Genomic DNA, 25,412 nt, shown 5'->3' on the forward strand with positions numbered 1-25,412 from the left:
GATTTTTGATTAAAAATGCTTACTATTAGATGTTTAGAAATATTTTTTAATTTGATATATAAATTTAGATTAAAAATAAAAGCACTCAAAATAAATTGGATTTAATTTATAGTAAAATTGTTTTTAAATTATTGATATACAGTGTTTATGAATCGTTTATTCACTAAATACGATCAAATTGTTGTCTTTTATTTTAATTTCATTTTTGTGATATACTATTGAATTTGACGGGACAGTATAAGTAAGCCAGACATTTCCGCCAATGATAGAATCGCTTCCTACAACCGTTTGTCCGCCCAAAATGGTGCTGTTCGAATATATAATAACATTGTTCTCAATAGTTGGATGTCTTTTAATAAAAGTGTCTTCTTTTTTTACACTCAAAGCACCCAGCGTAACACCTTGAAAAAGTTGTACATTATCGCCTATAATTGTAGTTTCTCCAATTACAATTCCAGTTCCGTGGTCAATTGCAAAATCATTTCCTATTTGTGCGCCCGGATGAATTTCTATACTGGTTTTAATATGCGCATATTCTGAAATAGTTCTCGCTAAAAGTTTTAAATCCTGTTTCCATAATTGATGTGAAAATCGGTATATCGCAATAGCAAAAAAGCCGGGATAAGAATACAATACTTCTTCGAGCGATTTTGCAGCAGGATCTTTTGTAAAAATGCTTAAAGCATCGTTTATCGTTTTTTTATGCAAATGAGGTATGGCATTAAAAAAAGTCAGCGTCTGCTCTTTATCAGGATCGTTTCTTTGCGAAAAATCTTGAACCAATTCATCAAAACGCTTTTTCAGCTGATTGAATTTGTATTTAATTGTAGCTTCAGATTCGTATGATTTCGATGTATTTGAAAACAAAATGACAAATAAGTCATCAATAAACAGATGTATTAATTTCTTCTCTGGAAGTATTAGTAATTCCTGATGCTGTTTTGCTATTTCTTGATAAAATGAATTCATAATAAAGTGTTTTTTGGTTAGTAACTAACATTTACGAGAAATCAACTAATCTGAATTTGTACTTTTAAATAGGCTAAATGTCTGAGCTTTTAGGTGTCGAAAATTTCTCTCTTATATAATAAACAGGTATTCCAATTCCTGCAATGATCAATCCAGGCCAAGTGTAAGTAGGTTTGTAAATGATTAATAAAATGCAAAAAGCTGATCCTAAAAGAATATAAATGGCGGGCAAAAACGGATATCCAAAAGCTTTATAAGGACGTTCGTGTTTAGGTTTGTTAATACGCAGCACAAAAATTCCAGCAATAGTGATAACGTAAAACAAAACCACAACAAAAGAAATCATGTCTAGCAAGTTGCCGTAACGTCCGCTTAAACTCAAAATTACGGCCATAAAAAACTGTATCCAAAGTGCATTTGCAGGAACTGAATGTTTGTTTAATATCGCCGTTTTTTTGAAGAACAAACCGTCTTTTGCCATACTTTGATAAACTCTTGCGCCCGATAGAATCATTCCGTTAGCACAACCAAACGAAGCAATTAAAATCATTAAGGCAATAATCGAAGTTCCGCTTGAACCAAAAATAGCCTGCGCAGCCGCAATTCCAACGCGGTCTTTTTCTGGTGTTCCAATAGCTTCAACAGGTAAAACAGCGGTAAACATTACATTTAATGAAACATAAATTAGGGTTACAACTGCAGTTCCTAGAAGTAAACTCAAACCAATATTGCGTTTTGGATTTTTTATTTCGTCTGATACAAAAGTTACATTGTTCCATGCGTCGTAACTAATTACCGTTCCTACTAATGCCGAAGCTATAGCGCCCCAAAAAGCGGGTGTATTTGTATATTGTAAAAAAGTGCCATCGGGATTTAGCTTTTGAAGATGAAATGGATTCGTCCAGTTTGCCTGCCAGATTTCGGGTTTAAAAAATATAAATCCGAAAATAATCAATGCTAATAAGCTGATTAACTTAGTTCCTGTAAAAAACTTCTGAATGAGCTTTCCTAGTTTTACACCTTTGGTATTTATATAAGTTAAAATAAATAGCAAGACAATAGAGGAGAGCTGTGCCGGAGAAACTGTAAACGATTCTCCAATTCTAAAAGCAATCAAATCTTCACTAAAAAACGGAAAAAAGTAAGCCAGAAATTTAAAGAACGAAACACAAACTGCAGCAATTGTTCCTGTTTGAATAACAGTAAATAAACTCCAGCCGTAAACAAAAGCAACAAGCGGATTGTAAGCTTCTTTTAAATAAACATATTGACCTCCAGATTTAGGAAACATACCGCTCAACTCACCATAACTTACGGCAGCGATCAAAGTCATGAAACCGCCAATGAGCCAAACCAAAATAAGCCATCCTGCCGATCCCACGTTTCGGGTAACATCAGCACTCACAATAAAAATTCCAGAACCAATCATTCCGCTGGCAACCAATAAGGCTGCATCGGCAAGACCGAGTTCTCTTTTGTATTCTTGTTTTTTTTCTATTTCAGACATTCTAAATTTTATTTTTATAACTAAACCAATTCAGCATTGGTTAAAGGTGTTGTAGGTGTTTCTTGCGGAATTCTTCCTTGCAAATGTGGTAAAGAGGCATTTGGTAAACGCGGCAGAACCAGCTTTGCAAAATAATTGGCTTCTTCAATCAAAGGAAATCCTGAGAAAATAAAAGAACGAAAGCCCATATCCATGTAGCGATTTAGTTTCTCTATAATTTGATCAGCACTTCCTACTAAACCGCTTCCGCAGCCAGAAAAAACTTTACCAATATCTGTCCATAAAATATCCTCGACATAACCATCGTCATCTGCAGTTTCTCTTAATTCGTCTTGCTTTAAAACACCTAATGAACGTGAATCTTCACCGCGGCTTCTAATTTCTAAACCTCGCTTTTCGTCAAACTTTGAAATCAGCTTTTTGGCGTAAGCTCTTGCTTCTTCTTGTGTTTCGCGAACAATTACATGTATTCTTAATCCAAAATCAATAGTTCTTCCTTCGGCAGCAGCGCGTTCGCTCATTTCTTTAAGAGTGGCATACATCGATTCTTCAGATTCCGGCCAAGTCAAAAATACATCACAATGTTTGGCACAAACAGCTCTGGAACCGGGTGAAGTTCCTCCGAAATACAATAACGGACCACCATTTTGCTGATATGATTTTACAGGATCAGAAGGTAGATCAAACTGATAAATTTCGCCTTTGTGCGAGATTCGGTCTTGCGTCCAGCCTTGCTGTAAAATCTGAATTACTTCAGAACATCTTTGGTATCTTACATTCGGATCTTCACGTGTTCCGGGTAAATCGGAATTAATGATATTCAAAATCAGTCTTCCTTTCAGCATATGATCCAGCGAAGAAATGGCGCGCGCTAACATGGGCGGATGTACTTCGCCGGTACGAATTGCGAGCAAAAATGTAATCTTGTTGGTTTCGGGTGCAACACTTGCCGCAAAAGCCAATCCGTCTTGACCGACAGTATAAGCAGATGGATATAAAATATTGCTGAAACCTAATTTTTCTGCTTCCAGCGTAATGTCGCGGCAATGCTCGTAGCTGCTTCGGCGATCATTGTCTAGAACGCCTAAATATGCTGTATCACCGCCAATAATATCATTAAACCAAGAGATCTCTGCGACTCTTTCTGGTGTTCTAATGGCGACAGTTTCAATTTTTTCCTCAATCATTTTTTTTCTTCTTTTTTAAGCTCTTTTTTATTTTTGTATTCTTTTTATCATGTGAGTTTACTGTATCAGTTTCACTAAACCAGAAAAATTCAGAAGACTTTTTTGGTGCTCTCATTGATACAGCTGGTGCAGGATTAATGTTGATCTGATTCATTTTTTTTAGATTTAAAGGGTTATTTTTTATAAACTGTTTTTCCTTCTTTAATCGTTTCCAAAACAATTATGTCTTTTATTTTAAAAGGCTCAACTTTAGTTAAATCATCAGAAAGAACTACTAGATCGGCTAGTTTTCCAGTTTCTATAGAACCTTTGCTGTTTTCTTCAAAATATTGATATGCTCCGTTTATAGTAATGGCGCGTAAACCTTCGATAGGAGTAAGGCGTTCGTCAGGACCAATAACTTGTCCAGAACGTGATTTTCTTTCTACAGAAGTCCACAGCAAAAACAATTGGTTTAGCGGTGTAACAGGATAATCAGTATGGTTTGTTGCAACAACTCCTTTTTTAATGGCTGTTTTTAAAGGGCTCAAGAAGTTTGCTCTTTCTGGACCTAAGTTGCGAACGTGTACGTCTCCCCAAAAAAAGGCGTGATTACTAAATAAAGCGGCAATTATACCCAGTTTTTTGTAGCTGTCTAATTGATCTGGTCGTACAAATTGTGAGTGAATAGTTACGGGCCTGCGATCATTACTGTTTGTATTTAGAGATTTATTAGCATTTTCGATTGCTTTTAAATACATGTCTATGGTTGCATCTCCGTTGCAATGCACAAACGGACGAACATTGTTTTGAAAAGCTTTAATTACAAGGTCATTAAATTGATCTTGTGTAATGTTTGGGAAACCTGTACATTGATCATGATTACAACCTGGTACTTCTACTAAATAGGATTTGCTGAAAAAAGCTGTTTTGCCTTGTGGAGAACCATCGGCAATCATTTTTGTTCCTGCTAGTTTTAAGTGGTTTTTTAGTACACCAAATTTAAACTCAGGATTTTCTAGTACTTTTTCTAAAGTTGGATAACCGGGTAAAGCTTCAATATCAATAAATAAAGCATTTTTTTCGGCTGCTTTATGCAATAATTGCAGTGACTCATAACTTGTATATCCATCCTGAGCTGTGGTAATACCATTGCTTGCATAAAACAATTGCTGTTCATTTAAACTTTTTATCTGTTCCTCTAAAGATGGTGCTGGTTTTGCAGGTCTTTTTAATAATCGGCTGGCATTTTCTTGTAATAAACCTGTAGGTTCGTTTGTGCCTTTTTTTCTTTCGATAGCACCTCCGGCAGGGTTTGGAGTACTTGCATCAATTCCTGAAATTTTTAAAGCATAAGAATTTGAAACAGACATATGCCCATTGATGTTCGTAATCGTTACGGGATTATTAGGAAATGCGGCATCAAGATCTTCTTTATTAGGATGTCTTTTTTCTTCTAATTGATCTTGATCGTATCCGTAAGCATCAATCCATTCGCCTGGAGCGATATTTTTTTGCTTCTGGAAATCCTGAATTCGACTTACCAAATCGGCAATGTTTTTAACTGAGCCCATTGGCGGCGAACCTACATTTACGGTAGTCGATCTTGATAATCCCATAAAATGACTGTGTCCGTCAATAAATCCTGGAACTACAGTTTTGCCTTTTAAGTCAACAACAATTGTTTTTTTGTCTTTCAGTTTTTCTATTGCGCTATTGCTGCCAACTGCTAGAATTTTCCCATTACTTACTGCAACGGCTTGTGCTGTGCTGTTTTTGGCATCAACAGTAATTATATTTCCATTGATAAAAACCTTATCAGCGGTATTTTTTTGTTGAGCGGTAATAATCGTCGAAGCGAAGATTACAGCCAGATATTTAAAATTATTTTTCATTTCGTTATTTTTTTATTGATATTTTCTAAAGTGTTTTTTTATCTCGGAGCCAGTTTGTTATAAGCCAATTCGTTACTAGGAATTGCCCAAACATAATTACCTGCTGTTGGCAGCACTTCTGGCGCTACGCCTGCATTTCCTGTTTTTCCCGGAAGAGTCTGCACACGTCGCAATAAGTCTGGTGTACGGAATCCTTCACCAACTAATTCTATTCTTCTTTCTGTTAAAATAGTGGTAATTAATTCGTCTTTTGTTGTAACACCGGTTGTAAAAACATAAGCAGCATCAGAACGATTTCGTACAGCGGATAATAAAGTTCTAGCCAAAGGAAGATTGTTATTCTGCGCCGCGGCTTCAGCATAGTTTAATATGATTTCGGCATATCTAATAACAGGTACAAAATCAGTAAAAGGAGCGCTGTTTTTCTTGAATTTGTTTAGTAGTTTCTGACCAGTTGAATTGGTAATTACTAAAGCTTTTCTAGCATCTGTTGAGGTTGGCGAAGCAAAAACATCATTTGCAATAATTCCACCGGTATTAAAATAGAGAACCGGAGTTAAATAATTTGGTCCAAGAGCACTTTGTAAACCCGGCGCTTCTGCGGCTGTTGTAAACGGAATGGTAAATATCGCTTCGCTGCCTACATAAAGACCTCCAAAAACGGTCGCAATATTGGGTTCCAAACGATGCGTTAAACTTCCTGAAACATATTGAAAGGGTGCCGATTGGGGTACAATTTTACTTGCTTCTGAAACTACTTTTGCATAATCGCCTTTGCTTAAATAGGCTCTTGTTTTTAAGGCAATCGCTGTGGCTTTATGTGCTCTCGAAGCATTAAGAATTGCGGTTGAATAACTTTCTGGCAAATCGGCTTCGGCTTCGTCAAGATCTTTTAGTATTTGAGTGTAAATATCGGCAACAGAACTAAAAGCGAAGTCATTAAGTCCTCCAGATGTGTTTCCTTTTAAACGAAGCGGAAGCGCTGGCGCAGCACTATTTTGAGCATAAGGTTTTGCATAAGTCTGTACTAAACTCAAGTACGAAATGGCTCTGATAAACTTGGCTTCGGCAATATAATTTTTGCGTAAATCGTCGGCAACAACAGTTGTGTTTGCTAAATTATCGATTAGAATATTCGAGAAATTTATCGCTGTATAAGCAACGCTCCAAACAGAGTTTACAAAATCTCCCGATGAGGTTATAGACTGATTCCAAACATTGGCACCAGTTGAGTTGTTTCCGTCATTTTGGCTAAATTCATTTCCTCGCTGCTCATTAAAAATAATGAATCGGCCGCCGTACAATGACGGATTACTGAATTGTGCATAAAGTCCATTTACTTGTGCTAAAATCTTGGCTGGTGTACTAAAAGCGGTCTCGGTAGAAATGCTTGTTTCCGGCACCGTATCTAAAGAATCATCACTGCATCCTGCCAATAATAGGGCAATAAATGGAGTAATAATAAAGGCTTTTGTGATGCTTTTTCTATAATTTTTATAATTGAAATTCATGATGTTTTTATTTAATGGTATAATTAATTAGTGCCTAGAAACCTACATTAAGACCTAATGTAAATACAGATGAGTTGGCTGGCACGTTTTGATCTTTTCCAGAATTAATTGAATTTCCGTTTATTGAAATCTCAGGATCTGAACCTCTGTATTTAGTCCAAGTCAATAAATTTGATCCCTGAGCATATACTTTTGCAGATGAGATGTATTTATTAATCAATTCATTTTTAACTGGAATTCTGTAACTTAAAATGATGTTTTTAAGTTTTAAATACGATCCATCTTCCACATAAGCTGAGTTGCTTGATGAGAAACCTCCAGAAAAACTGTCGCCATACACTAATTTTGGAACATCAGTAACTTGCCCTGGTGTTGTCCAACGGTCTTTTATGAAAGTTCCGTTGTTAAAAAAGCGTTGATCTGATAAAGTAGATCTTGTACCGTTGTATAATTTGTTTCCTCCAGAAAAAGTAAGTCCAATCGTTAAGTCGAAATTTCGATAGGATAAATTATTATTCAAACCACCGTAATAAGTTGGCAAAGACGGGCCTTGAATACGTCCGTCACGATAGTTGTCGATTGCAGGAGCTGCGGTGCCGTTTAAATAGGTAAAAGCCTTTGTAAGTGCATTGTATTGCACCTCTTCATTATTTGCATTTACATAAACTCGGTTTCCGTTTTCAGGATTTACGCCAGTCGTTGGAACCGCAAAAATAGAACCTACAGAATAACCTTCTCTAGTAATATTTTGAATTCCGAAAGTGCTTAGAGCTGTTGGATAAATATCGCCGTATCCTCCAAGAGAAGTAACTTTGTTTTTGATCGTAGATAGATTCAAACTCGCATTCCACTGAAAATCGTTGTCATCAATAATATTCGCATTCACAGTAAGCTCAAAACCTTTATTGTAAAGAGAACCTACGTTTGCAGCAATAGAGTTGTTCGGGATTCCTTGCGATAATGCCTGAGGAGCATTTAAAATTAAATCGTTGATATTGTTTTTATAATAATCTGCTTCAATGGTAATACGATTATTGAATAAAGCCAAATTAACTCCAAAATCAAACTTTTTGCTGGTTTCCCATTTTAAGTTAGAATTTCCAGATTGAGAGAAGTTAAGAGTTGGCACTCCGGCGTAAGTTCCTGCTGTATATTGCGACAACGAAGCATAATCGTTCAATTCGCTGTTACCCACAATTCCGTAGCTGGCGCGCACTTTAAACGCATTCAGCACTTCTTTGATAGACGAGTTTTTATAAAAATCTTCTTCAGATATATTCCATCCTACAGAAGCACCTCCAAAATTCCCCCATTTATTACCGCTTGCTAATGCTGATAATCCGTCTCTTCTGAAGTTAAGATTCAGTAAATATTTTTTGTCGTAATCGTAAGCAATACTGCTGAAATAAGAAAGTAATACATTTTCAGTTTGAACAGATATTCCTGGGCTTATAGTTGTAAAACCGCCTTGAAAACTGGTAAAAAACGGATCTGTAAGTCCTGTTTTTATTGCTCCCCATCCATCAATTGTTCTAACATTTTTTTCTTGTCCTAAAAGCGCTTTTAAATTATGTTTTTCGTTAAATACAATAGAGTAGGTAAGTGTATTTGTCCAGTTTGATCTTTGGTATTTTGTGTTCGAATTGGTAGCCGCTCCTTTGGTTGAAAAACCGTCACCGCTGTAAGGGTTTCTGAATTCTTTGTTTTCGACAACAAAATTGTTAATACCGTAAACAGTCTTAAATTTTAAGTTTTTAAGGATTTCAAGTTCAGCATAAACACTTCCGATAAAAGTATTGTTTTCAGAAGTATTTTTGTCTAAATCTAAAATCGTCTGTAGGTTGTAAGCATTAAAAACGCCTAATGATGGACTATTTGGACCATATCCAATATTTCCGTTGGCTGGATTTATGTTGTATGAACCATCAGCATTATAAACAGAAACGTTTGATGGCAAAATATAAGTAAGTCTTCCAAGCGGCTGTAATCCTATGTATTGTGTATTAACACTGTTTCCAGATGAAGAAGCAACAGAATTAGGAGCCGAAGAACCCGAATTTGGTCCTGAATTCAACGTATTATTATAAGAGAAATTAGTTCCTAAAATAAACGAATTAGTTACCTTTTGTTCAAAGTTTAGTCGAATTCCCTGTCTTTTAAATTCGTTTGTTTTCAAAATACCATTTTGATCTGAATAGTTTGCCGATACAAAATAGTTGGTAGAATTTGTCGCGCCAGAAAAACTCAAATTGTGGTTTTGAGAAACACCTGTATGATAAGCAACATCATACCAATTGGTTTCTTGTGTAGATCCGTCAGCATTTTGTCCTAGAGCAAAACCAGGTGTAAGTCCGGCATTTGTTCTTGCTTCATTTTTGATGGTTACATAATCCTGAGCGTTTAAAAGTTTTGGTAAATTATTGGCTTTGTTCCAGCTTACCCAAACATCATAATTGATATTTACTTTTCCTTTTTTTCCTTTTTTAGTTGTAATTACAATAACTCCATTTGCTGCACGCGAACCATAAACTGCCGCAGCCGATGCGTCTTTTAAAACATCGATAGATTCAATATCATTCGGATTAATATCTGATAATGGATTATTGCCAATTGCTCCGCCTGCAGTTCCTGTAAATACGGTTACTCCATCAACAATAATAAGCGGATATAACGAACTGGTGATAGAGTTTATTCCTCGAATTCTAATAACTGGCGTATTGTTTAGCGAACCGCTTGGCTGTACAATATTTAGTCCTGATGCTTGACCACCTAATAACTGGTCAAAACTTTGTGCAGGACGATTTGCTATTTGTTTAGCATCGATTTTTGCAGTAGAACCTGTAAAGGTTTTTTTTGCCGAAGTTCCGTATCCTACAACAACAATTTCGTCTAATTTTTCGACTTGTTCAGTCAGCTTTATTACAATTGGACTTCCATCTACTACAACTTCTTTAGAAAGATATCCGATATAGCTGATTTGTAAAGTGTAAGGAAATTTTTGACCTGTTTGAAAATAAAATTTTCCGTCTAAATCTGTTTCTACGCCGTGAGTGGTTCCTTTAATGTTTACAGAAGCACCAATAATAGGCTGATTGGTTATTTGATCTACTATGGTTCCATTTAGTTTAGATTGAATTGTCGGCTCTGTGTTTTGAGCTTTAATCCCAACCGAGATAAACAAAATGCTAATCCATAAAATAAGTTTTGTACTTTTTTTCATTCTTGGTAATAGGTTTTTGTAATTAAAAAATGCACAAAGAGGTTCGTTTAAACCCTTGTCTACATTCTTTTATTTTAGTGATAAATATTCTTTAATTCTGTCTCATTTCTGTTGCCGCAGAAACGTGTTTACGTGTAGTTGAAATGGTTGTTTTTTGTCATGTTTGTTGGTGTTAGTTATTATTTTGATGATTTATGGTTATGATACAAGAATCCTTATTGATGCAAAAAATATTGAATCAAAACGATTGAATTATGTCAGTAAGAAACCTAAGGTTTTAAGAAAATTGTTTTTAAGGTTTTGCAGAAAAAACAATTAAAAACGAAATGTTGATGTAGAATTAACAACAGAAGCACATATAACGAAAAGTGTTATAGGTATACTTTTTAGGAAGAATAAAAGATGATATGCTAACGGTTGTTTTCAAAATACAGTTGTTTATAGTTTTAAACTCTACTAATTCTATAGACAAAGTTAAATTTAATATAATAAAAACCAAAAGTTTTTTAATTTTTATTTAAATGTTTAGAAAACAGATACTTATAAAACGATTGAAATTTGTGTTTAATCAATTGGTTTATAGTTGTTTATGAAATTATTAATTGAAATAAAAAAAGACAAAAAAATAAGTTTGGGAGATCTTTTTTTACTTATTTTTCTGTCTTTTAATGTTTTATGAAATGCAAAAACTGCTGTTTTGATCTTTAAATTAGTTAATGAAAGTTCTAGTTGGTAGAAAAATCAGCCTCAATCTGCTTTTAATTTTAAAAATTATTTTTTTAACGAGGCACCGCCGGGCATAACTTCCGTTTTTAATTTAAACTTACTGTATTCAATAACACCTGTTTTATCAGCCCAGTCAAAATATTTTGCGGAGAGATCATTTACAATTCCAGGATTTTGCTGTGCAACATTATTTGTTTCGCCGCGATCTGTTTCAAGGTCGTAAAGTTCCCATTGATAGGTAGGATATGTTGAAACCAGTTTCCATTTTCCGTCTCTTACCGCTCTGTTTCCAGCTCTTTCCCAAAATAATGGAGCACCACGATTTACTTCAGAAACATTGTCGAACAAAACTGGAAGCAAACTTTTCCCCGCTAACGGATTTGAGTTTACGCCATTATAAGCAGCGGGATAAGTAATTCCTGCCAATTCATAAAAAGTAGGAGCAAGGTCAATAATATGTCCCGTTCCTTTATCGATTCGTCCTGCTTTTATTTTTGATGGATACCAAGCGATAAACGGCGAACTAAAACCACCTTCGTGCATATTGTTTTTATACTGCTGCAGTGGAGTGTTCGACAAGTAAGCCCAGTTTTGCTCTTGATAATCAAACGATCCCGAAGTTCCAACCGGCCCGTCATTTCGAACTAAACCTCGCCCTAAAGGATTGTAAGTATTAAAACCGCCTTGCGCACCATTGTCTGAAATAAAAATAATTAAAGTGTTTTTATCCTTTTTTAAAGCTTTCAATTTGTTTAATACTTTTCCAACGTTTTGATCCATGTTGTCAACCATAGCGGCGTAAACCTCCATTTTCGCCTTCCAAAATTGTTTTTCATCATACGACAATTTACTCCATTCAGGAACTTCTGGATCTCTAGGAGCAACCGTCTGATTGGCGGGTAAAATTCCGTTTGCTTTAAGTTTTTCAATTCTTTTTTCTCTTAAAACATCCCAGCCCTCGTCAAATTTTCCTCTGTATTTAGCAATATCAATTGGTTTTGCCTGCAAAGGCCAATGCGGAGCTGTAAAAGCGAGATACAAAAAGAAGGGTTTATTTTCTTTGTTTTGCTCATCAAGAAAAGTGACGGCATTATTTCCTATTTCATCTGTAAAATAATACGAATCGTCTTTTGGATGTAATTCTTCATTATTGCGAATTAATTTTACAGGATATGGCGTTTTTCCAAAAGGCAGAGGTTTGGTATCAAAATAGTTTGAAGCGCCTTTTAAAATGCCATAAAATTTATCAAAACCTCTTTGGTTTGGCCATTGCGATTGATCTTCAGATCCTACGTGCCATTTTCCAGAAAGTAAAGTACTGTAACCGCCGGAACGGAAAACTTCACCTAAAGTCAATGATTCTTTATTTAAATAACCTTGGTAAGCAGGAAGTCCTAAATTGATATCAAAAAATCCCATTCCCGCTTTATGCTGATATTGTCCCGTAAGTAAGGAACCACGAGTTGGTGCGCAAATCGAGTTATTGTAAAATTCGCGTAAACGCAAACCTTCGCTGGCGAGTTTATCGAGATTGGGTGTTTTAATTTCGGAACCATAATTTCCTAAATCAGAATAGCCCATATCATCAACCATTATTAAAATAATATTGGGTTTTGTGGTTTCTTGAGTTGTTTTGTTTTGTGCCGAAACTAAAGCTGCTGCGACGAACAGGAGATTTAGTGTAATAAGTGTTTTTTTCATTTGAGTTGATATTTTAATGCATTGGAAATGGCAGGTGAAACTTTGATAATGCTTATGTTTATGCTAGTTAGCTCATTCTGTTATGCTTGGCGATAACAATAATGAATATTTTTATTATTGGCTATATGTTTTATTTTGAGTGAAACGACTTTCATAAACAATCCAAACTATGTTTCTAGGTGTTAAAAAAATAAACATTTAGGATTAAATCATTTACTAAACAGTAAAAAAGCAATAAGCAGCGTTATAATCACATTGAATAATTGTGCGATTAAAAAGGCATATAAAGGTTTTCGGCTGTTGTTGTTTAATAAATCTTTAAAATTGGTTTCGAGACCAATACTTGTAAAAGCCAAGGCAAACCAAATTCCCTGCAGATTTTTTAAACTGTCTTTTACTTCATCTCTAGTTTCGGCTGTAAGCAGGAAAGAAAAGAGTAGAGATGCTGCAATAAAACCAATTACGAATTTAGGAAAACGTTCCCAGATTACTTTTAAGGTTGGTTTAGATTTTGCAGTTTCAGCCGACGAATTATGCGAGTAAGTCCAATAAACCGATATGGCAAAAGCAGCAATTCCTAATAATACGTTTTGAGAGAATTTTACAATAGTACTGATTTTTAAAGCAGTTTCACCAACTAACGAACCCGAAGCGACAACTGCGCCCGAAGTATCAATGCTTCCGCCCAGCCATGCTCCGGTAACTTCTTCCGGAAAATTAAAATATTTGGCAATTATAGGCATAAAGATCATCATCGGAATTGCGGTTACCAATACAATCGAAATAACATAAGAAAGCTTTTTTGAATCGCCTTTTATGGCACCCGAGGTGGCTATGGCAGCAGAAACTCCGCAAATCGAAACAGCACTAGAGATCATCATCGTTAATTCGTCGTCGACTTTTAGTTTTTTACACAGCCAAAAAGCAAAATACCAAACGGATAAAACGACAACCAAAGCCTGAATTAATCCTAAAGAACCTGCTTTTAAAATGTCTGAAAAAATAACACTGGTTCCTAATAAAACCAATCCGATTTTGACAAATACTTCGGTAGAAAGAGCCAATTTAAACCAGTCTGGAAGTTTAAAAAAGTTGCTGATGGCTAAACCAATAATTAAACTGAAAATTACAGCTTCTAGATTTAACGCTTTTACTTCAGTATTTCCTGCGATTATTAATGCAATAACGGTTAGCAGGTAAACTATTGGAAAACCTAACAGAAAGTGTTTTACCGATTTTCCGATTAAAAATGCTCCAAGTGCTCCAATGATAATTAAATATAAAAATTGAAATAAGAGGATTTTGAGGTTTGCAGAGTCGAAAACATCAGTAAGTAAATCAGTTTGATTTGACCATTTGAAAACGGGAACTTCGGGAAGAAAAACAAATAACGAAAGTCCGATTATAATAAATCCGAGAATAACGACGGCCCAATCTTCGTGAATGGTGAATGTTTTGGTATGGGTTGACATTGTTTATTTTATTATCCTAACAGGTTTTCAAAACCTGTTAGGTATTTAATTTTTTATTGCTTTTTTTGAATTACCTCAAGCTTTAGCTGGAGGTAGAAGTTTATGGATAAAAGGTTTTAGCCGAATAGAAAGTTTGGCTAAAGCCTTCTCTTTTTCCAATTTTGAACCTCCAGCTAAAGCAGGAGGGAATTCATTTCTTTAGCAAAACATATATTCTTCTAGATACCTAACAGGTTTTTTAAAACCTGTTAGGACATCTAAATTTCGGTTTTGCTTATAGGTTACAAATCGACAAAGTATTTTTGTTTGCCAAAATCAAATTCGTAATAGGTTAAATTTGGCCAAAGGGGTTTAATTAGTCCTTTTTCCCAGTTTTGTAAAGCATTTTCTAATTCTTTTACTTTTTGCTGATTTTGCTGAGCGAGATCTTTTGTCTCCGATTTGTCTGAGGCAAGATTGTAAAGCCATTTTTCATGTGTTTTTCCACTTATGATTAATTTCCAATCGCCGCTTCTTATGGCTTTTGCATCGCCCGAACGCCAGTATAAATCTTTGTGTGCGATTTTGTTTTCATTTACAGTTTTTACTAAATCAACACCATCATAAACTCGGTCTTTTGGTAAATCTGAATGTATGGCAGCGGCAATCGTGCTAAAAATATCCAATGTGCTTACAGGAGTTTTATAGATCGCGTGCGGTTTGATTTTTCCCTTCCACGAAAGTGCAAAGGGAACGTTTACTCCGCCTTCAAAATGAGAAAATTTTCCCGCTTTTAATGGAGCGTTTGTAGAGGCAAAAGTGTAATCGGCTCCGCCATTATCACTGGCAAAAAAGATTAGTGTATTATCTTCGAGACCTTCTTTTTTTACTTTTGCTCTAATTCTACCTATGGCATCATCAAGCGCACTGATCATAGCAAAATAAACACGTTTGTTTTCGTCTTTCACATTCGGGAAACGATCGTAATATTTTTTACGAACTTGAAATGGCGTGTGCGGTGCATTGAACGGAACATAAAGCAAGAAAGGTTTCGTTTTATTTTTATCAATAAAAGCTTCAGCTTCATCTGCAAAAGTTTCAGTTAAATACGCTTTATTATGAACTATTGTAGTATCACGACGAATTTGTCCAATGCCGACACGACCTTTTCCCCAAATCATTTTATCGGTAAAATCTTTGTGATGATGGTTAATAATATCTGGATTATCATCTTCGGGAGTATAAAGCGAAAACGCCTGATAAAATCCGTAATGATAATCGAAACCACGATCTAAAGGAAAAAATCCTTTATTGTGTCCAAGATGCCATTTTCCAATAATTGCGGTGCTGTAACCTTGTTTTTTGGCAAGATCAGCAAATGTAATTTCAGATTGTGGTAAACCTTGAGTGGCTATCGAAGCTTCATTCGGATACTTTATTTTTGGATTTAACCGCCAGTTATTGGTATTGATTAAATATTTAAAACCATAATATTCTAAGTTGTTTTTAGGATAACGATCTCCGGGTTGATATTCATGTCCGAAACGTTCCTGATAACGCCCCGTTAAAATTCCCGCTCGCGACGGCGAACAAATAGAAGCCGAAACATAACCGTCTTGAAATGTAACTCCCGACGCTGCCAGAGAATCGATATTTGGGGTTGGTGTAGATTTTCCTCCGTACAACGAAATATCATATTTTCCCAAATCATCAGCAAGGAGAATAATAATATTTGGCTTTTTGAAAGTGCTGTCTGCTGGAACTTTTTCAGCTAGAAAGTTTGTTTTTCCTTCAAGCAGTTTTTTGTCTGGTTGTATTAGAGTTCCATCTGTATTGATGGGCCAGAATAAAAAGGCTGCGAAAATAAGAAGCACTATTAAAATGGATAGTATAATCTTGGATGTTTTTTTATAGGCTGCCATAAGGTTAGTTTTTAATGCTGTTTGAAGTTTGAAAACATTGTTTTTAAACACATAGAAACATAGTATTTAGAGTGCTAGAAAAAGATGTTTCACTTAAAATAAAACGCATAGCATTATGTGAAGAAATCGTGATTTCTTTAAATGATCTTTAAGCTGAGTTTTAAATCTATGTTTCTATGTGTTAAAAAATATTATCTAGAAGCTAAAGCCGCATCAACATCATTTTTCAAATCGGCGGAACCTTCTTTTTTAAATACAATTTCTCCGTTTTTGTATAGAATTAATGTCGGAAAAACTTTTATTGTTTTTAAGTCGGCAATTACCTGCGGACTGTCTTCAAGATCTATTTCTACGATTTTTAGAGTATTGCCATATTGTGCTTTAATACTTTCTAAAACGGGTTTTACTTTTTTGCAGGCACCACAATAAACAGAGCCTATATCCACTAAAACATCTTTGTTTTCGGCAATGATTTTTTTGTATTCTGTAAGCGTTAATTTGCTTTTAGAATTAGAAAAGAAAGGTTTTCCGTTACCAATCCAGTTCGCAATTCCGCCTTCTAAACTATAAGCTTCTTTAAAACCTTTTTTTAATAAATCATCTGCAAGCCAAACGCTTCTTCCTGCACCAATAGAATACGTAAATACAGGTTTTGTTTTATCTAGTTTTGCTATTTGTTCTGCATAATCTTTTGATTCCAGATTAAAATTTACGGCACCAATAATATGATTTAAAGCAAATTCCTCAGAACCTCTGGCATCGATTATCTGCGGATTTTTTTCGGCTTTAATTTTTGCATAAAACTGCTCTAATGAAATAGTGTTTGAACTTTTGTTTTGTGAAAACCCTATAAAGGTAAAGAGTAATAATAGAGTTATAATGCTGTTTCTTAATGTTTTATTTTTCATAATCTGTAGTTTTAAAAAGTAAGCAGTGTATTCAAGTTAAATTTTGAATGCACTGCTTAACTTTGTTTTTTAAGATTGAACTTGTTCTAAAATTGGAGCAGGAGTATCTGCAGCTAAAACTGGTTTCGGTTTTAACGGAACGGATAAAACTCCTTCTGCTAAAGCGCTTCCTTCTTTTTTAGATTTGAATATCGGCCATAAAAATTGGGCATACCATTCTTCTTGTTTGTAGGATTTGATTCCGTACGATTTTGGAAATTTTCGGGTAATTAAACCAGTTCCAAAAATCACATCCCAAATGAAAAACATATTTCCAAAGTTTCCTTTAAAATGTCCAATACCATCTCCGCTCGTATCTGCATGATGTGCATGATGTGTAGCAGGTGTAGAAATTAAGCGTTCTAAAACCCAAGCAATAGGATGAAGCACTTTGTATTTGTAAAGCGGTTTATCCCAGGCAATACTTGAGTGTGCGCCAAGTGTGATAAAACTTTTTATTACTAAGACAAATAAAGCGGGTAAACCTAAACCTAAATAGGTTAAAGTTGCGGTTAAATATATTTGAGAGAAAAACACTGTATAAATGAAGTTTTGTCTAGAAAGCATCGCCATTCCCATATAAGGAGCGGAATGATGTGTTCTATGAAAACGCCATAAAAAAGGCACTTGATGATGAAGTCTATGGTACCAATACTGTGTTAAATCATCGGCTACGGCAATTAAGAAAAATGCTCCCCAAAACGGAACCCATGATAATGAGTTTTCAAGATTAGGAATTAAAAAAGGTAAAACTGTTAAGCTGAAAAAGGCAATAATGGGCGGTAAAAGTAATTTTGGAGCCAAGAAAGAAACAATATCGATTTTGCGCTCTTCACCTGTCCATTGATCGTCATATAAACCCGCTGTAAATTCTATAACTCCCAGAACAAGCATGAAAACAGTTAATCCCCAAGTTCTAATATTGGCGAAAGCTGGTTTTGCAAATTCTAAAAATGAAGGTATCGTAAGATGCGATTCCGTTACGGGATTATTACTTAACTTGAAATATAAATATATTGCCAAAACGGGCAATGTGTATAACAAAAGGCTGATGGCTAAATCTCTTGTTAGTTTTGAGTTTTGTACTGCTGCCATGATTTTTTATTTTAAAAATTGATTAATTACTGCCAGTCCTCCGGCTAATATTGCCAGCGGAACTAAAAATAGGATTGTGCCTACGACAATCTTTTTTCCTATAATTATAAAATCTACTTGTTTCATGCTGTTTTATTTTTTTGATTTCAAAATTGAATCAGGTCTTTTAGTTTGGTAAAAAGACCTGATTACTATTTTTAGTGTGTTGCTCCAGAACCTGATTGTGTTGCTTTTCTAGCAAGTTCCTGCAAGGTTTTGCCTTTGTCTTGACCGTTATTATGAATTCTACGGTTAAAAACGTCCTGCCAGTCAATCAGTGGATAAAGATTATTTTCTTTTGCCTGCTCATCAAATAGTTTTTTAAGCTCGGCTAATTTTTCTGGATATTTTTTTGCCAGATTATTACGCTCATTAAAATCTTCGTTCAGATTGTATAATTCCCAAACATCATTATCGAAATTGCTTGGTTCTGGTTTTTCATTTTTGCCCAAAGAGCTTTTCAAAGCAAATGAATCTGGTAAATGCGCTGCGGCAGCTTTCCATCCGTCTTTATAAATGGCTCTGTTTCCAAAAATGTAATAATATTGAACTTTGTGCAGCGACTCGGCTTTTGGATTATCTAAAGAAGCTTGAAATGACGAACCTTGGATAATATCCTGTTTAATTTCGCGAATATATTCCGGCGCTTTTATCCCGGCAATATCTAAAGTTGTTGGAAGCAAATCGGTTACGTGGCTGTATTGATTTCTAATACCGCCTTTGTCTTTAATTCCGTTTGGATAAAATACAATAAGCGGATTACGCGTTCCTCCTTCAGAATGTGCGTCTTGTTTCCAGTTTTTAAAAGGAACATTTGTGGCTTGTGCCCATCCTAAAGGATAGTTGGTATTTAAACCTTTTGCAGTTCCAATTTCTCCAATATTATCTAAATTGCTTTGCAGATTTTGCTCGTCAGATTTTCCTTGAGAGAATAAACTTTGATTAATTGTACCTTGTAAAGTCCCTTCTTTACTAGCTCCATTATCTCCAATAGCGACAAAAATCAAAGTATTGTCTAATTGGTTGCTTTCTTTTAAATAATTTACAACTCTTCCAATTTCGTAATCTGTATAGGTTAAATAACCTGCGTATACTTCCATGAATCTAGCATATACTTTCTTTTGATCTGGCGTTAGTTTTTTCCAATCTGTAATTAATGGGTTGCGCTCTGGCAAAACGGCATTTGCAGGAACTACGCCCAGTTTCTTTTGGTTAGCCAATACTTTTTCGCGGTAAGCGTCGTAACCTTCATCAAATTTTCCTTTGTAAGCATCGCTCCATTTTTCAGCAACTTGATGTGGTGCATGAACTGCGCCTGGTGCATAGTATAAAAAGAATGGTTTTCCAGGTGCTGCTTTTTGTTGTTTTTGAATATAACTGATCGCTTTATCAGTAATTAACTCACTTAAATGACGTCCGTCAGGCTTAACATGAACCTGATCTTCTACTAAATCAGGATTGTATTGATCGGTTTGCGAACCTAAGAATCCGTAAAAATGTTCAAAACCTTTTCCTGTCGGCCATCTGTCAAATGGCCCCGCATCTGTAGCTTCTTCATCTGGAGTAACGCCATATTTACCAACTGCAAATGTGTTGTAACCATTGTCGCGTAAAATTTCTGCGATCGTTCCTTTATCAGAAGGAATACGACCGTCCCATCCTGCAAAACCTGCTGACATTACGGTATGAGAAAAACCGCTTACATGAACTCTTGCAGAGTTTCTTCCCGTTAATAATGCCGCACGGGTAGGAGCACAAATTGCTGTAGTATGAAAGTTGGTGTAACGCAAACCATTATTTGCCAAATTGTCAAATGTTGGGGTTTGAATTAATCCGCCAAAAGCACTTGACGCTCCAAAACCTACGTCGTCTAGTAATATCCAAACAATGTTTGGTGCGCCTTTAGGAGCTTTTACAGGATCTGGCCAGTATTCTTTAGATTCGGCTAAAGTTTTGCCAATTACACCTTTAAATTCAGCATTAGGATTTGTTTGGCTAAAGCCGAATTGTGCGATAAGTAATGCAGTAATCAAAAGCCCTTTTTTCGGACTTTTGATTGTGATGTTATTTTTTGAATTTTTCATTTTTACTTCGTTTTTTGGTTATATGTTAATTAATATCCAGGGTTTTGTGGTAAGCCGTCAGGGTTAATATTTCGCTCGCTTTGCGGAATCGGATAGAGGTTATTTCTTTCTGAAACGGAGTTTTTGGCGGTTACTTTTTTAACTTCTGTAACCAGAGTTCCCCATCGCACTAAATCAAACCAGCGCTGTCCTTCTTGAACAAATTCTTTTTTACGCTCTTCTTGTATGGCTGCTCTAAAAGTTGTTTGTGTTAAACCTTTTAAATCTATTGCTGCATCAGGAGTAGTTATAGGTTTGCCAAAAGCTCTTCTTCTTACTTGGTTAATCAATTCGTACGCTTCAGGAGTTGGCGTTCCCTGCTCATTGATTGCTTCTGCGAGAGATAATAAAATATCGGCATAGCGAATTACAGGAAAGTTGATTGCTACGTTACCCGGAGTTGCCAAATTGGTTAAGTCCAAATACTTTTTGAAAATTGGTTTAGGAAAAGTGTACAAAGTTCCCGTTGCTGGATTAGGCAATTGTTTAGCATAGCTCACATCTCTTCTTGTATCTCCAACAGCATAAATATCATAGAACAAGGCTACATCCGAAATAATATCAGCAGGTTCTGTAGCAGTAAATCCTGTGAAAGAAGTGGCTTGAAATGTACTTCCGCTAGATCCATTTCCTGCTTGATTCGGTTCAAATTGAACAGAGAAAATATGCTCTTTTCCGTTCTTTTTTGTCTTCGTAAAGATGTCTTGAAAACTTTCAAACAACGCATATCCGTAACCGCCGTTTATAACTTCTCGTGCTTTTAAAACGGCGTTTGGCCAATCTTTTCGAGTTAAATACACTTTAGCCAAAATAGCTTTTGCTGCTCCAGACGTTGCGCGGCCTGCGTCAGAAGCTGGGTAAGTTGGAGGCAGACTTTCGGCATCTTTTAAATCGGCAATAATTTGAGCGTATACTTCTTCAACTGGTTTTCTGTTTGCTTTTAAACTTTCTAATTGAATTGAAGTTGGTTCATGCAAAACGATTGGAACTGCGCCCCAAAGACGAACTGCTTGAAAGTATAATAAGGCTCTAATAAATTTAGATTCGTTGATTAATCTCGTTTTAACAACTTCTGAACCAGATACTTTCGAAATGTTATCGATTGAAACATTGGCTCTGTTTATTCCGGCATAAATTTGACGCCAAGCGACTTGAACACGATCTGAAGTTGCATCATGTGTTAAACTGCTTAATGCTCGAACCTGCGGATTTGTTGCTGAAACTCCTGCAGCTGCATAATCTGAAGCCATATCAGTCAGGAAATAAAGGTTTCGACCAAATAAACTTTGTTCTCCCGGATCAAGGCTTAAAGAAGCATAAACTGCGGTTACACTTGCAATGGCATCGTCTTGGGTTTTAAAATAGTTGTCTTCGGTTACAAAAGAGGTTGGTGTTACCTCCAGCTCGGTGCACGATACCAGTAGTCCGGCACTTAAAAGGAATGTTATAATGATCTTTTTCATTTTATATTTTTTTTACTTAGAAAGTTACGTTCAAGCCCGATATGAATGTTTTTGAGTTTGGATAAGACCCAAAGTCAATTCCCGGATATAAGTTGTTTTGTTCGTATGAACTTACCTCTGGATCATAACCAGTGTATTTTGTCCATGTAATTAGATTTTCGGCAGAGACATAAAACTTTACGCTTTTTGTTCCCAATTTTTTAGAAACACTTTTTGGTAAAGTGTAGCCAAGCGTAATTAATTTTAATCGTACGAAAGAAGCATCTTCAACGTAACGTTCAGAAACTATCCCTAAAGGAGAACTTGATGCTCTAGGTATTTCGTTGCTTGGGTTTGTTGGTGTCCAGCGATCGACTAAAGTTGTAGCCGCGTTTGTACCAAGAGTTGAAATTTCTAATTGCTGGTTTAAAGCATTAAAAACTTTTCCGCCATACGATCCTTGAAAAGAGAAATTCAAATCGAAGTCGTTGTATGAAATTGTATTACTGAAACTTCCAACAAATTTTGGCTGTGATGTTCCAAGATCTCCTTTGTCAAGAGCTGTAATAACGCCGTCGCCATTAGTATCAACATATCTTCTGTCTCCCACTTTTGTATTGGCTAAACTGTTTATTTTTGGCTGTGTATTTACCTCTTCCTGCGTTTGAAAAATACCGTTTGTCTTGTATCCCCAGAAAGTTCCCAGAGGCTTTCCAACTTTTACAATTACAGGCTGCTGCTGCAATAAAGAACCATTTGGCACAACTGGAAAAAATTGATCAACACCATTTCCTATGGCAGTTACTTTATTTTTATTGGCAGAAAATACAATGTTTGAATTCCATGAAAAGTTCTCCGTTTTTATATTTTCAGTAGTTAAACCAATCTCGATACCTTTATTTTCAACTCCGCCAATGTTTTGTAATACTGTTGCATATCCTGATGTTAACGGAATTGGAACGTTGATTAACAAATCGTTTGTCTTTTTATAATAAACATCAAAGACAAAGTTGATTTTTCGATCAAGTAAGGATAAGTCTAAACCAACATTGTATTGATTTGTTTTTTCCCATTTCAAATCAGGATTTGCTAATCGGGTAGGAGCTAAACCAGTTTGTAATGTACCTCCAAAAGCATAATTTACAGAACCCATAGAAGCTAACGAAAGGTAGTTTCCAATTTCTTGATTTCCTGTTGTTCCTGCTGTAATTCTTAATTTAGCCTCAGTTACGCCTTTAATATTATTTGCAAATTCTTCGTCGGTAATATTCCAAGAGAATCCTGCAGAAGGAAAGTACCCCCAAAGTGATTCTGATCCAAATCTAGACGAACCATCTGCACGAGCTGATAATGTGAAATTGTATTTTCCTCTATACGAATAATTTACTCTCGTTAACCATGATTTCAAAACGCTTTCAAAAGCATCACTATAAGGCTTTACAGCTACACCATCTTGAAGCGCATTATAAGTATTAGCATCATTTACAAAAGTATTTGCGCCTGCATTAACTACTTCGCCTTTAGTGTATTGAAGTGTGTATCCTCCTAAAACCGAAAACTTATGGTTTTCTCCAAAATTGGTGTTATAGTTTAATGTGTTTTCATTTAATACTGAACTTACTGTTCTGTCACCCACAGATGCTAACCCTTTTGTTCCCGCTCCGGTTGTTGTATTGGCTGGAGCATAATAATTTTGTTTCGTCCCAATTACGTCACCGCTTACCGCAACTTTTGCCACTAATTTTTTGGTTATTTTGTATTCACCAAATAAGCTGGTTAGAATTCTGTTGATTTTAGTTTCGTTAATAGTGTTGTCTAGATCATTAATTGGATTTGGAACAAAACCATTTACAGAAGTTGCATAAGGATTATTGGTTACATTGTAACTTCCATCAGCATTTTTAATTGGAACAACAGGAGCAGTTAACAAAACGCTTACAATAGGATTTGGATTTCTTCCTGCACCCGCACCGCCATTGGTTCCTACACCATTTGAAACCGAATTACTGTAATTTGCGTTTACTCCAAATTTAAAATTCTGAGAATAGTTTCTTTCATAGTTTATACGAAGTGAAATACGTTTAAAATCAGATCCCAAAACGATTCCTTCTTGATCAAAATATCCTGCAGAAACTGCATATCTAGATTTTTCATCACCTCCAGAAAATGACAATTGATGGTTTTGCACAGGAGCCGCAGTTCTAAAAGCTGCTGATTGCCAATCGTAACTTCCAGAGTTTTTAAATGCTTCGATTTGCGCAGGAGAAAATGAAGGAGCTTGACCAATACTTGCTTGAACATCATTTCGTAAACTTGCCCATTCGCTGGCGTTCATTACGCTGAGTTTTTTCGAAACATTTTGGAATCCAAAGTAGCCTTGATACGAAATATTATCTTGTCCTTTTGTTCCCTTTTTAGTCGTAATAATAACGACACCATTTGCACCTCTAGAGCCATAAATAGCTGTAGCCGAGGCATCTTTTAGTACCTCAATAGATTCTATATCGGCAGGATTTATAGTTGACAGTACATTTAAACTGGCGCCTGCAAATGATACTCCTGCTGAACTGTTGCTGTTGTCATTGTAAATTAAAATTCCATCTACAACATAAAGAGGTTCATTACCCGCCGTAATTGAGTTTCCTCCTCTAATACGTACACTTGAAGATGCGCCTGGTCTTCCTGAGCTTTGTGTAACCACAACTCCTGCAACAGCACCTCTTAATAAATTATCTGCAGATGAGGTTACTTGAGATAGATTTGCTTTTGGAACAGAGGCTACAGAACCCGTAATATCTTTTCGTTTTTGAGTTCCGTATCCAACAACTACTAGTTCGTCCAGCTCTTGTCGTTCCTCTTTTAAATGAATAATTACAGGATTTTTGTCTACAATTATTTCTAATTTTTTATACCCTATGTAGGTTACAATTAAAGTATAAGGCAGTTTTTGACCAGTTTGAAAGTAAAATTTTCCTTCAGCATCTGTTACAACGCCGTGGGTTGTACCTTTAATGTTTATTGATGCCCCAATGATGGGCTGATTTGTAATGTCGTCAATTACAGTTCCGTCGAGTTTAGATTGTATTAACGGTTTTGTATTTTGAGCCTGAAATTGCAGGGATGTTAACAAAAAGGTAACCCATAAAATGAGATTTATATTTTTTTTCATTTCTTTGTAATGGTTTTTAGTAATTAACAAGGCGCCCTGAAAGTTGATTTTTCAACTCTCTAATGTGTCCTTGATCTAGTGATAAAATTCTTTAAGCCTCGCCATTTCTGTTGCCGCAGAAATGGCTTTTTTTTTATTTACAGCAGCAGGTTTGCATCATTTTCATTTTAGTTTTTTTTAGTTGTTAATTATTTTCTTTTTTAAAATTGAGATATATTCAAAGATCTTTCCGAAGCAGTTTAATGCCGCAAATAGAGGTTTGGAATATAAAATGGTAATGTGGTGGTGAAATTTAAAAGTCTCGTTTTATATTAGATTTGAAAATTAATCTATTGTAAACGAATAATTTGCATTAGGAATTAGCAACAGAAGCACATATAACAGAATGTGTTATAGGTGTATTTTTTAGGAAGAATGTAATACGATATGCTTTCGGTTGTTTTCAAAATATAATTTTTTTAGTTTCAAATATTATTTTAAACTCTACTAATCCTATAGACAAAGTTAATTTTAATATAATAAAAACCAA

General features: G+C 35.5%; 15 protein-coding genes. All 15 read right to left on the reverse strand.

The window, feature by feature from the left end; translation table 11 throughout:
• Positions 1-156: 156 nt before the first annotated feature.
• A complete protein-coding gene (epsC, locus tag B0A75_RS05350) occupies positions 157-969 on the reverse strand; it encodes a serine O-acetyltransferase EpsC (RefSeq protein ID WP_089053261.1) in 813 nt (270 codons plus the stop codon).
• A gap of 73 nt (positions 970-1,042) precedes the next feature.
• Positions 1,043-2,476 carry an APC family permease gene (locus B0A75_RS05355; protein WP_089053262.1) on the reverse strand — a complete coding sequence of 478 codons (1,434 nt, stop codon included), beginning with the start codon at positions 2,474-2,476 and terminating at the stop codon, positions 1,043-1,045.
• 20 nt (positions 2,477-2,496) lie between these two features.
• Positions 2,497-3,663, reverse strand: coding sequence for an LLM class flavin-dependent oxidoreductase (locus B0A75_RS05360; protein WP_089053263.1), 1,167 nt, complete (start codon positions 3,661-3,663; stop codon positions 2,497-2,499).
• On the reverse strand, positions 3,656-3,817 hold the full coding sequence (locus tag B0A75_RS20475) for a hypothetical protein (RefSeq protein ID WP_165765093.1): 162 nt from the start codon (positions 3,815-3,817) through the stop codon (positions 3,656-3,658). Before B0A75_RS20475 ends, B0A75_RS05360 begins: the two co-directional genes overlap by 8 nt.
• A gap of 19 nt (positions 3,818-3,836) precedes the next feature.
• Complete coding sequence (locus tag B0A75_RS05370) at positions 3,837-5,537, reverse strand: amidohydrolase (protein WP_089053265.1); 1,701 nt, start codon at positions 5,535-5,537, stop codon at positions 3,837-3,839.
• Positions 5,538-5,575: 38 nt separating this feature from the next.
• On the reverse strand, positions 5,576-7,048 hold the full coding sequence (locus B0A75_RS05375; protein WP_089053266.1) for a RagB/SusD family nutrient uptake outer membrane protein: 1,473 nt from the start codon (positions 7,046-7,048) through the stop codon (positions 5,576-5,578).
• A gap of 34 nt (positions 7,049-7,082) precedes the next feature.
• A complete protein-coding gene (locus tag B0A75_RS05380; RefSeq protein ID WP_089053267.1) occupies positions 7,083-10,268 on the reverse strand; it encodes a SusC/RagA family TonB-linked outer membrane protein in 3,186 nt (1,061 codons plus the stop codon).
• Positions 10,269-11,039: 771 nt separating this feature from the next.
• Positions 11,040-12,695 carry an arylsulfatase gene (locus tag B0A75_RS05385; protein WP_089053268.1) on the reverse strand — a complete coding sequence of 552 codons (1,656 nt, stop codon included), beginning with the start codon at positions 12,693-12,695 and terminating at the stop codon, positions 11,040-11,042.
• A 209-nt stretch (positions 12,696-12,904) separates the two neighbouring features.
• Positions 12,905-14,167 carry a YeiH family protein gene (locus B0A75_RS05390; protein ID WP_089053269.1) on the reverse strand — a complete coding sequence of 421 codons (1,263 nt, stop codon included), beginning with the start codon at positions 14,165-14,167 and terminating at the stop codon, positions 12,905-12,907.
• A 281-nt stretch (positions 14,168-14,448) separates the two neighbouring features.
• Positions 14,449-16,068, reverse strand: a complete 1,620-nt coding sequence (locus B0A75_RS05395) for a sulfatase-like hydrolase/transferase (protein WP_089053282.1) — start codon at positions 16,066-16,068, stop codon at positions 14,449-14,451.
• A 191-nt stretch (positions 16,069-16,259) separates the two neighbouring features.
• Entirely contained in the window at positions 16,260-16,976 is a 717-nt protein-coding gene (locus tag B0A75_RS05400; protein WP_089053270.1) for a thioredoxin domain-containing protein, read from the reverse strand.
• A 69-nt stretch (positions 16,977-17,045) separates the two neighbouring features.
• Positions 17,046-18,110: a sterol desaturase family protein gene (locus tag B0A75_RS05405; RefSeq protein ID WP_089053271.1), complete on the reverse strand. Its 1,065-nt coding sequence runs from the start codon at positions 18,108-18,110 to the stop codon at positions 17,046-17,048.
• A gap of 197 nt (positions 18,111-18,307) precedes the next feature.
• Entirely contained in the window at positions 18,308-20,233 is a 1,926-nt protein-coding gene (locus tag B0A75_RS05410) for an arylsulfatase (RefSeq protein ID WP_089053272.1), read from the reverse strand.
• 29 nt (positions 20,234-20,262) lie between these two features.
• Positions 20,263-21,735, reverse strand: coding sequence for a RagB/SusD family nutrient uptake outer membrane protein (locus B0A75_RS05415; protein ID WP_089053273.1), 1,473 nt, complete (start codon positions 21,733-21,735; stop codon positions 20,263-20,265).
• 16 nt (positions 21,736-21,751) lie between these two features.
• Positions 21,752-24,883, reverse strand: a complete 3,132-nt coding sequence (locus B0A75_RS05420) for a SusC/RagA family TonB-linked outer membrane protein (RefSeq protein WP_089053274.1) — start codon at positions 24,881-24,883, stop codon at positions 21,752-21,754.
• Between the last annotated feature and the right edge of the window lie 529 nt (positions 24,884-25,412).

The organism is Flavobacterium oncorhynchi (genome assembly GCF_002217355.1).
Lineage (GTDB): Bacteria > Bacteroidota > Bacteroidia > Flavobacteriales > Flavobacteriaceae > Flavobacterium > Flavobacterium oncorhynchi.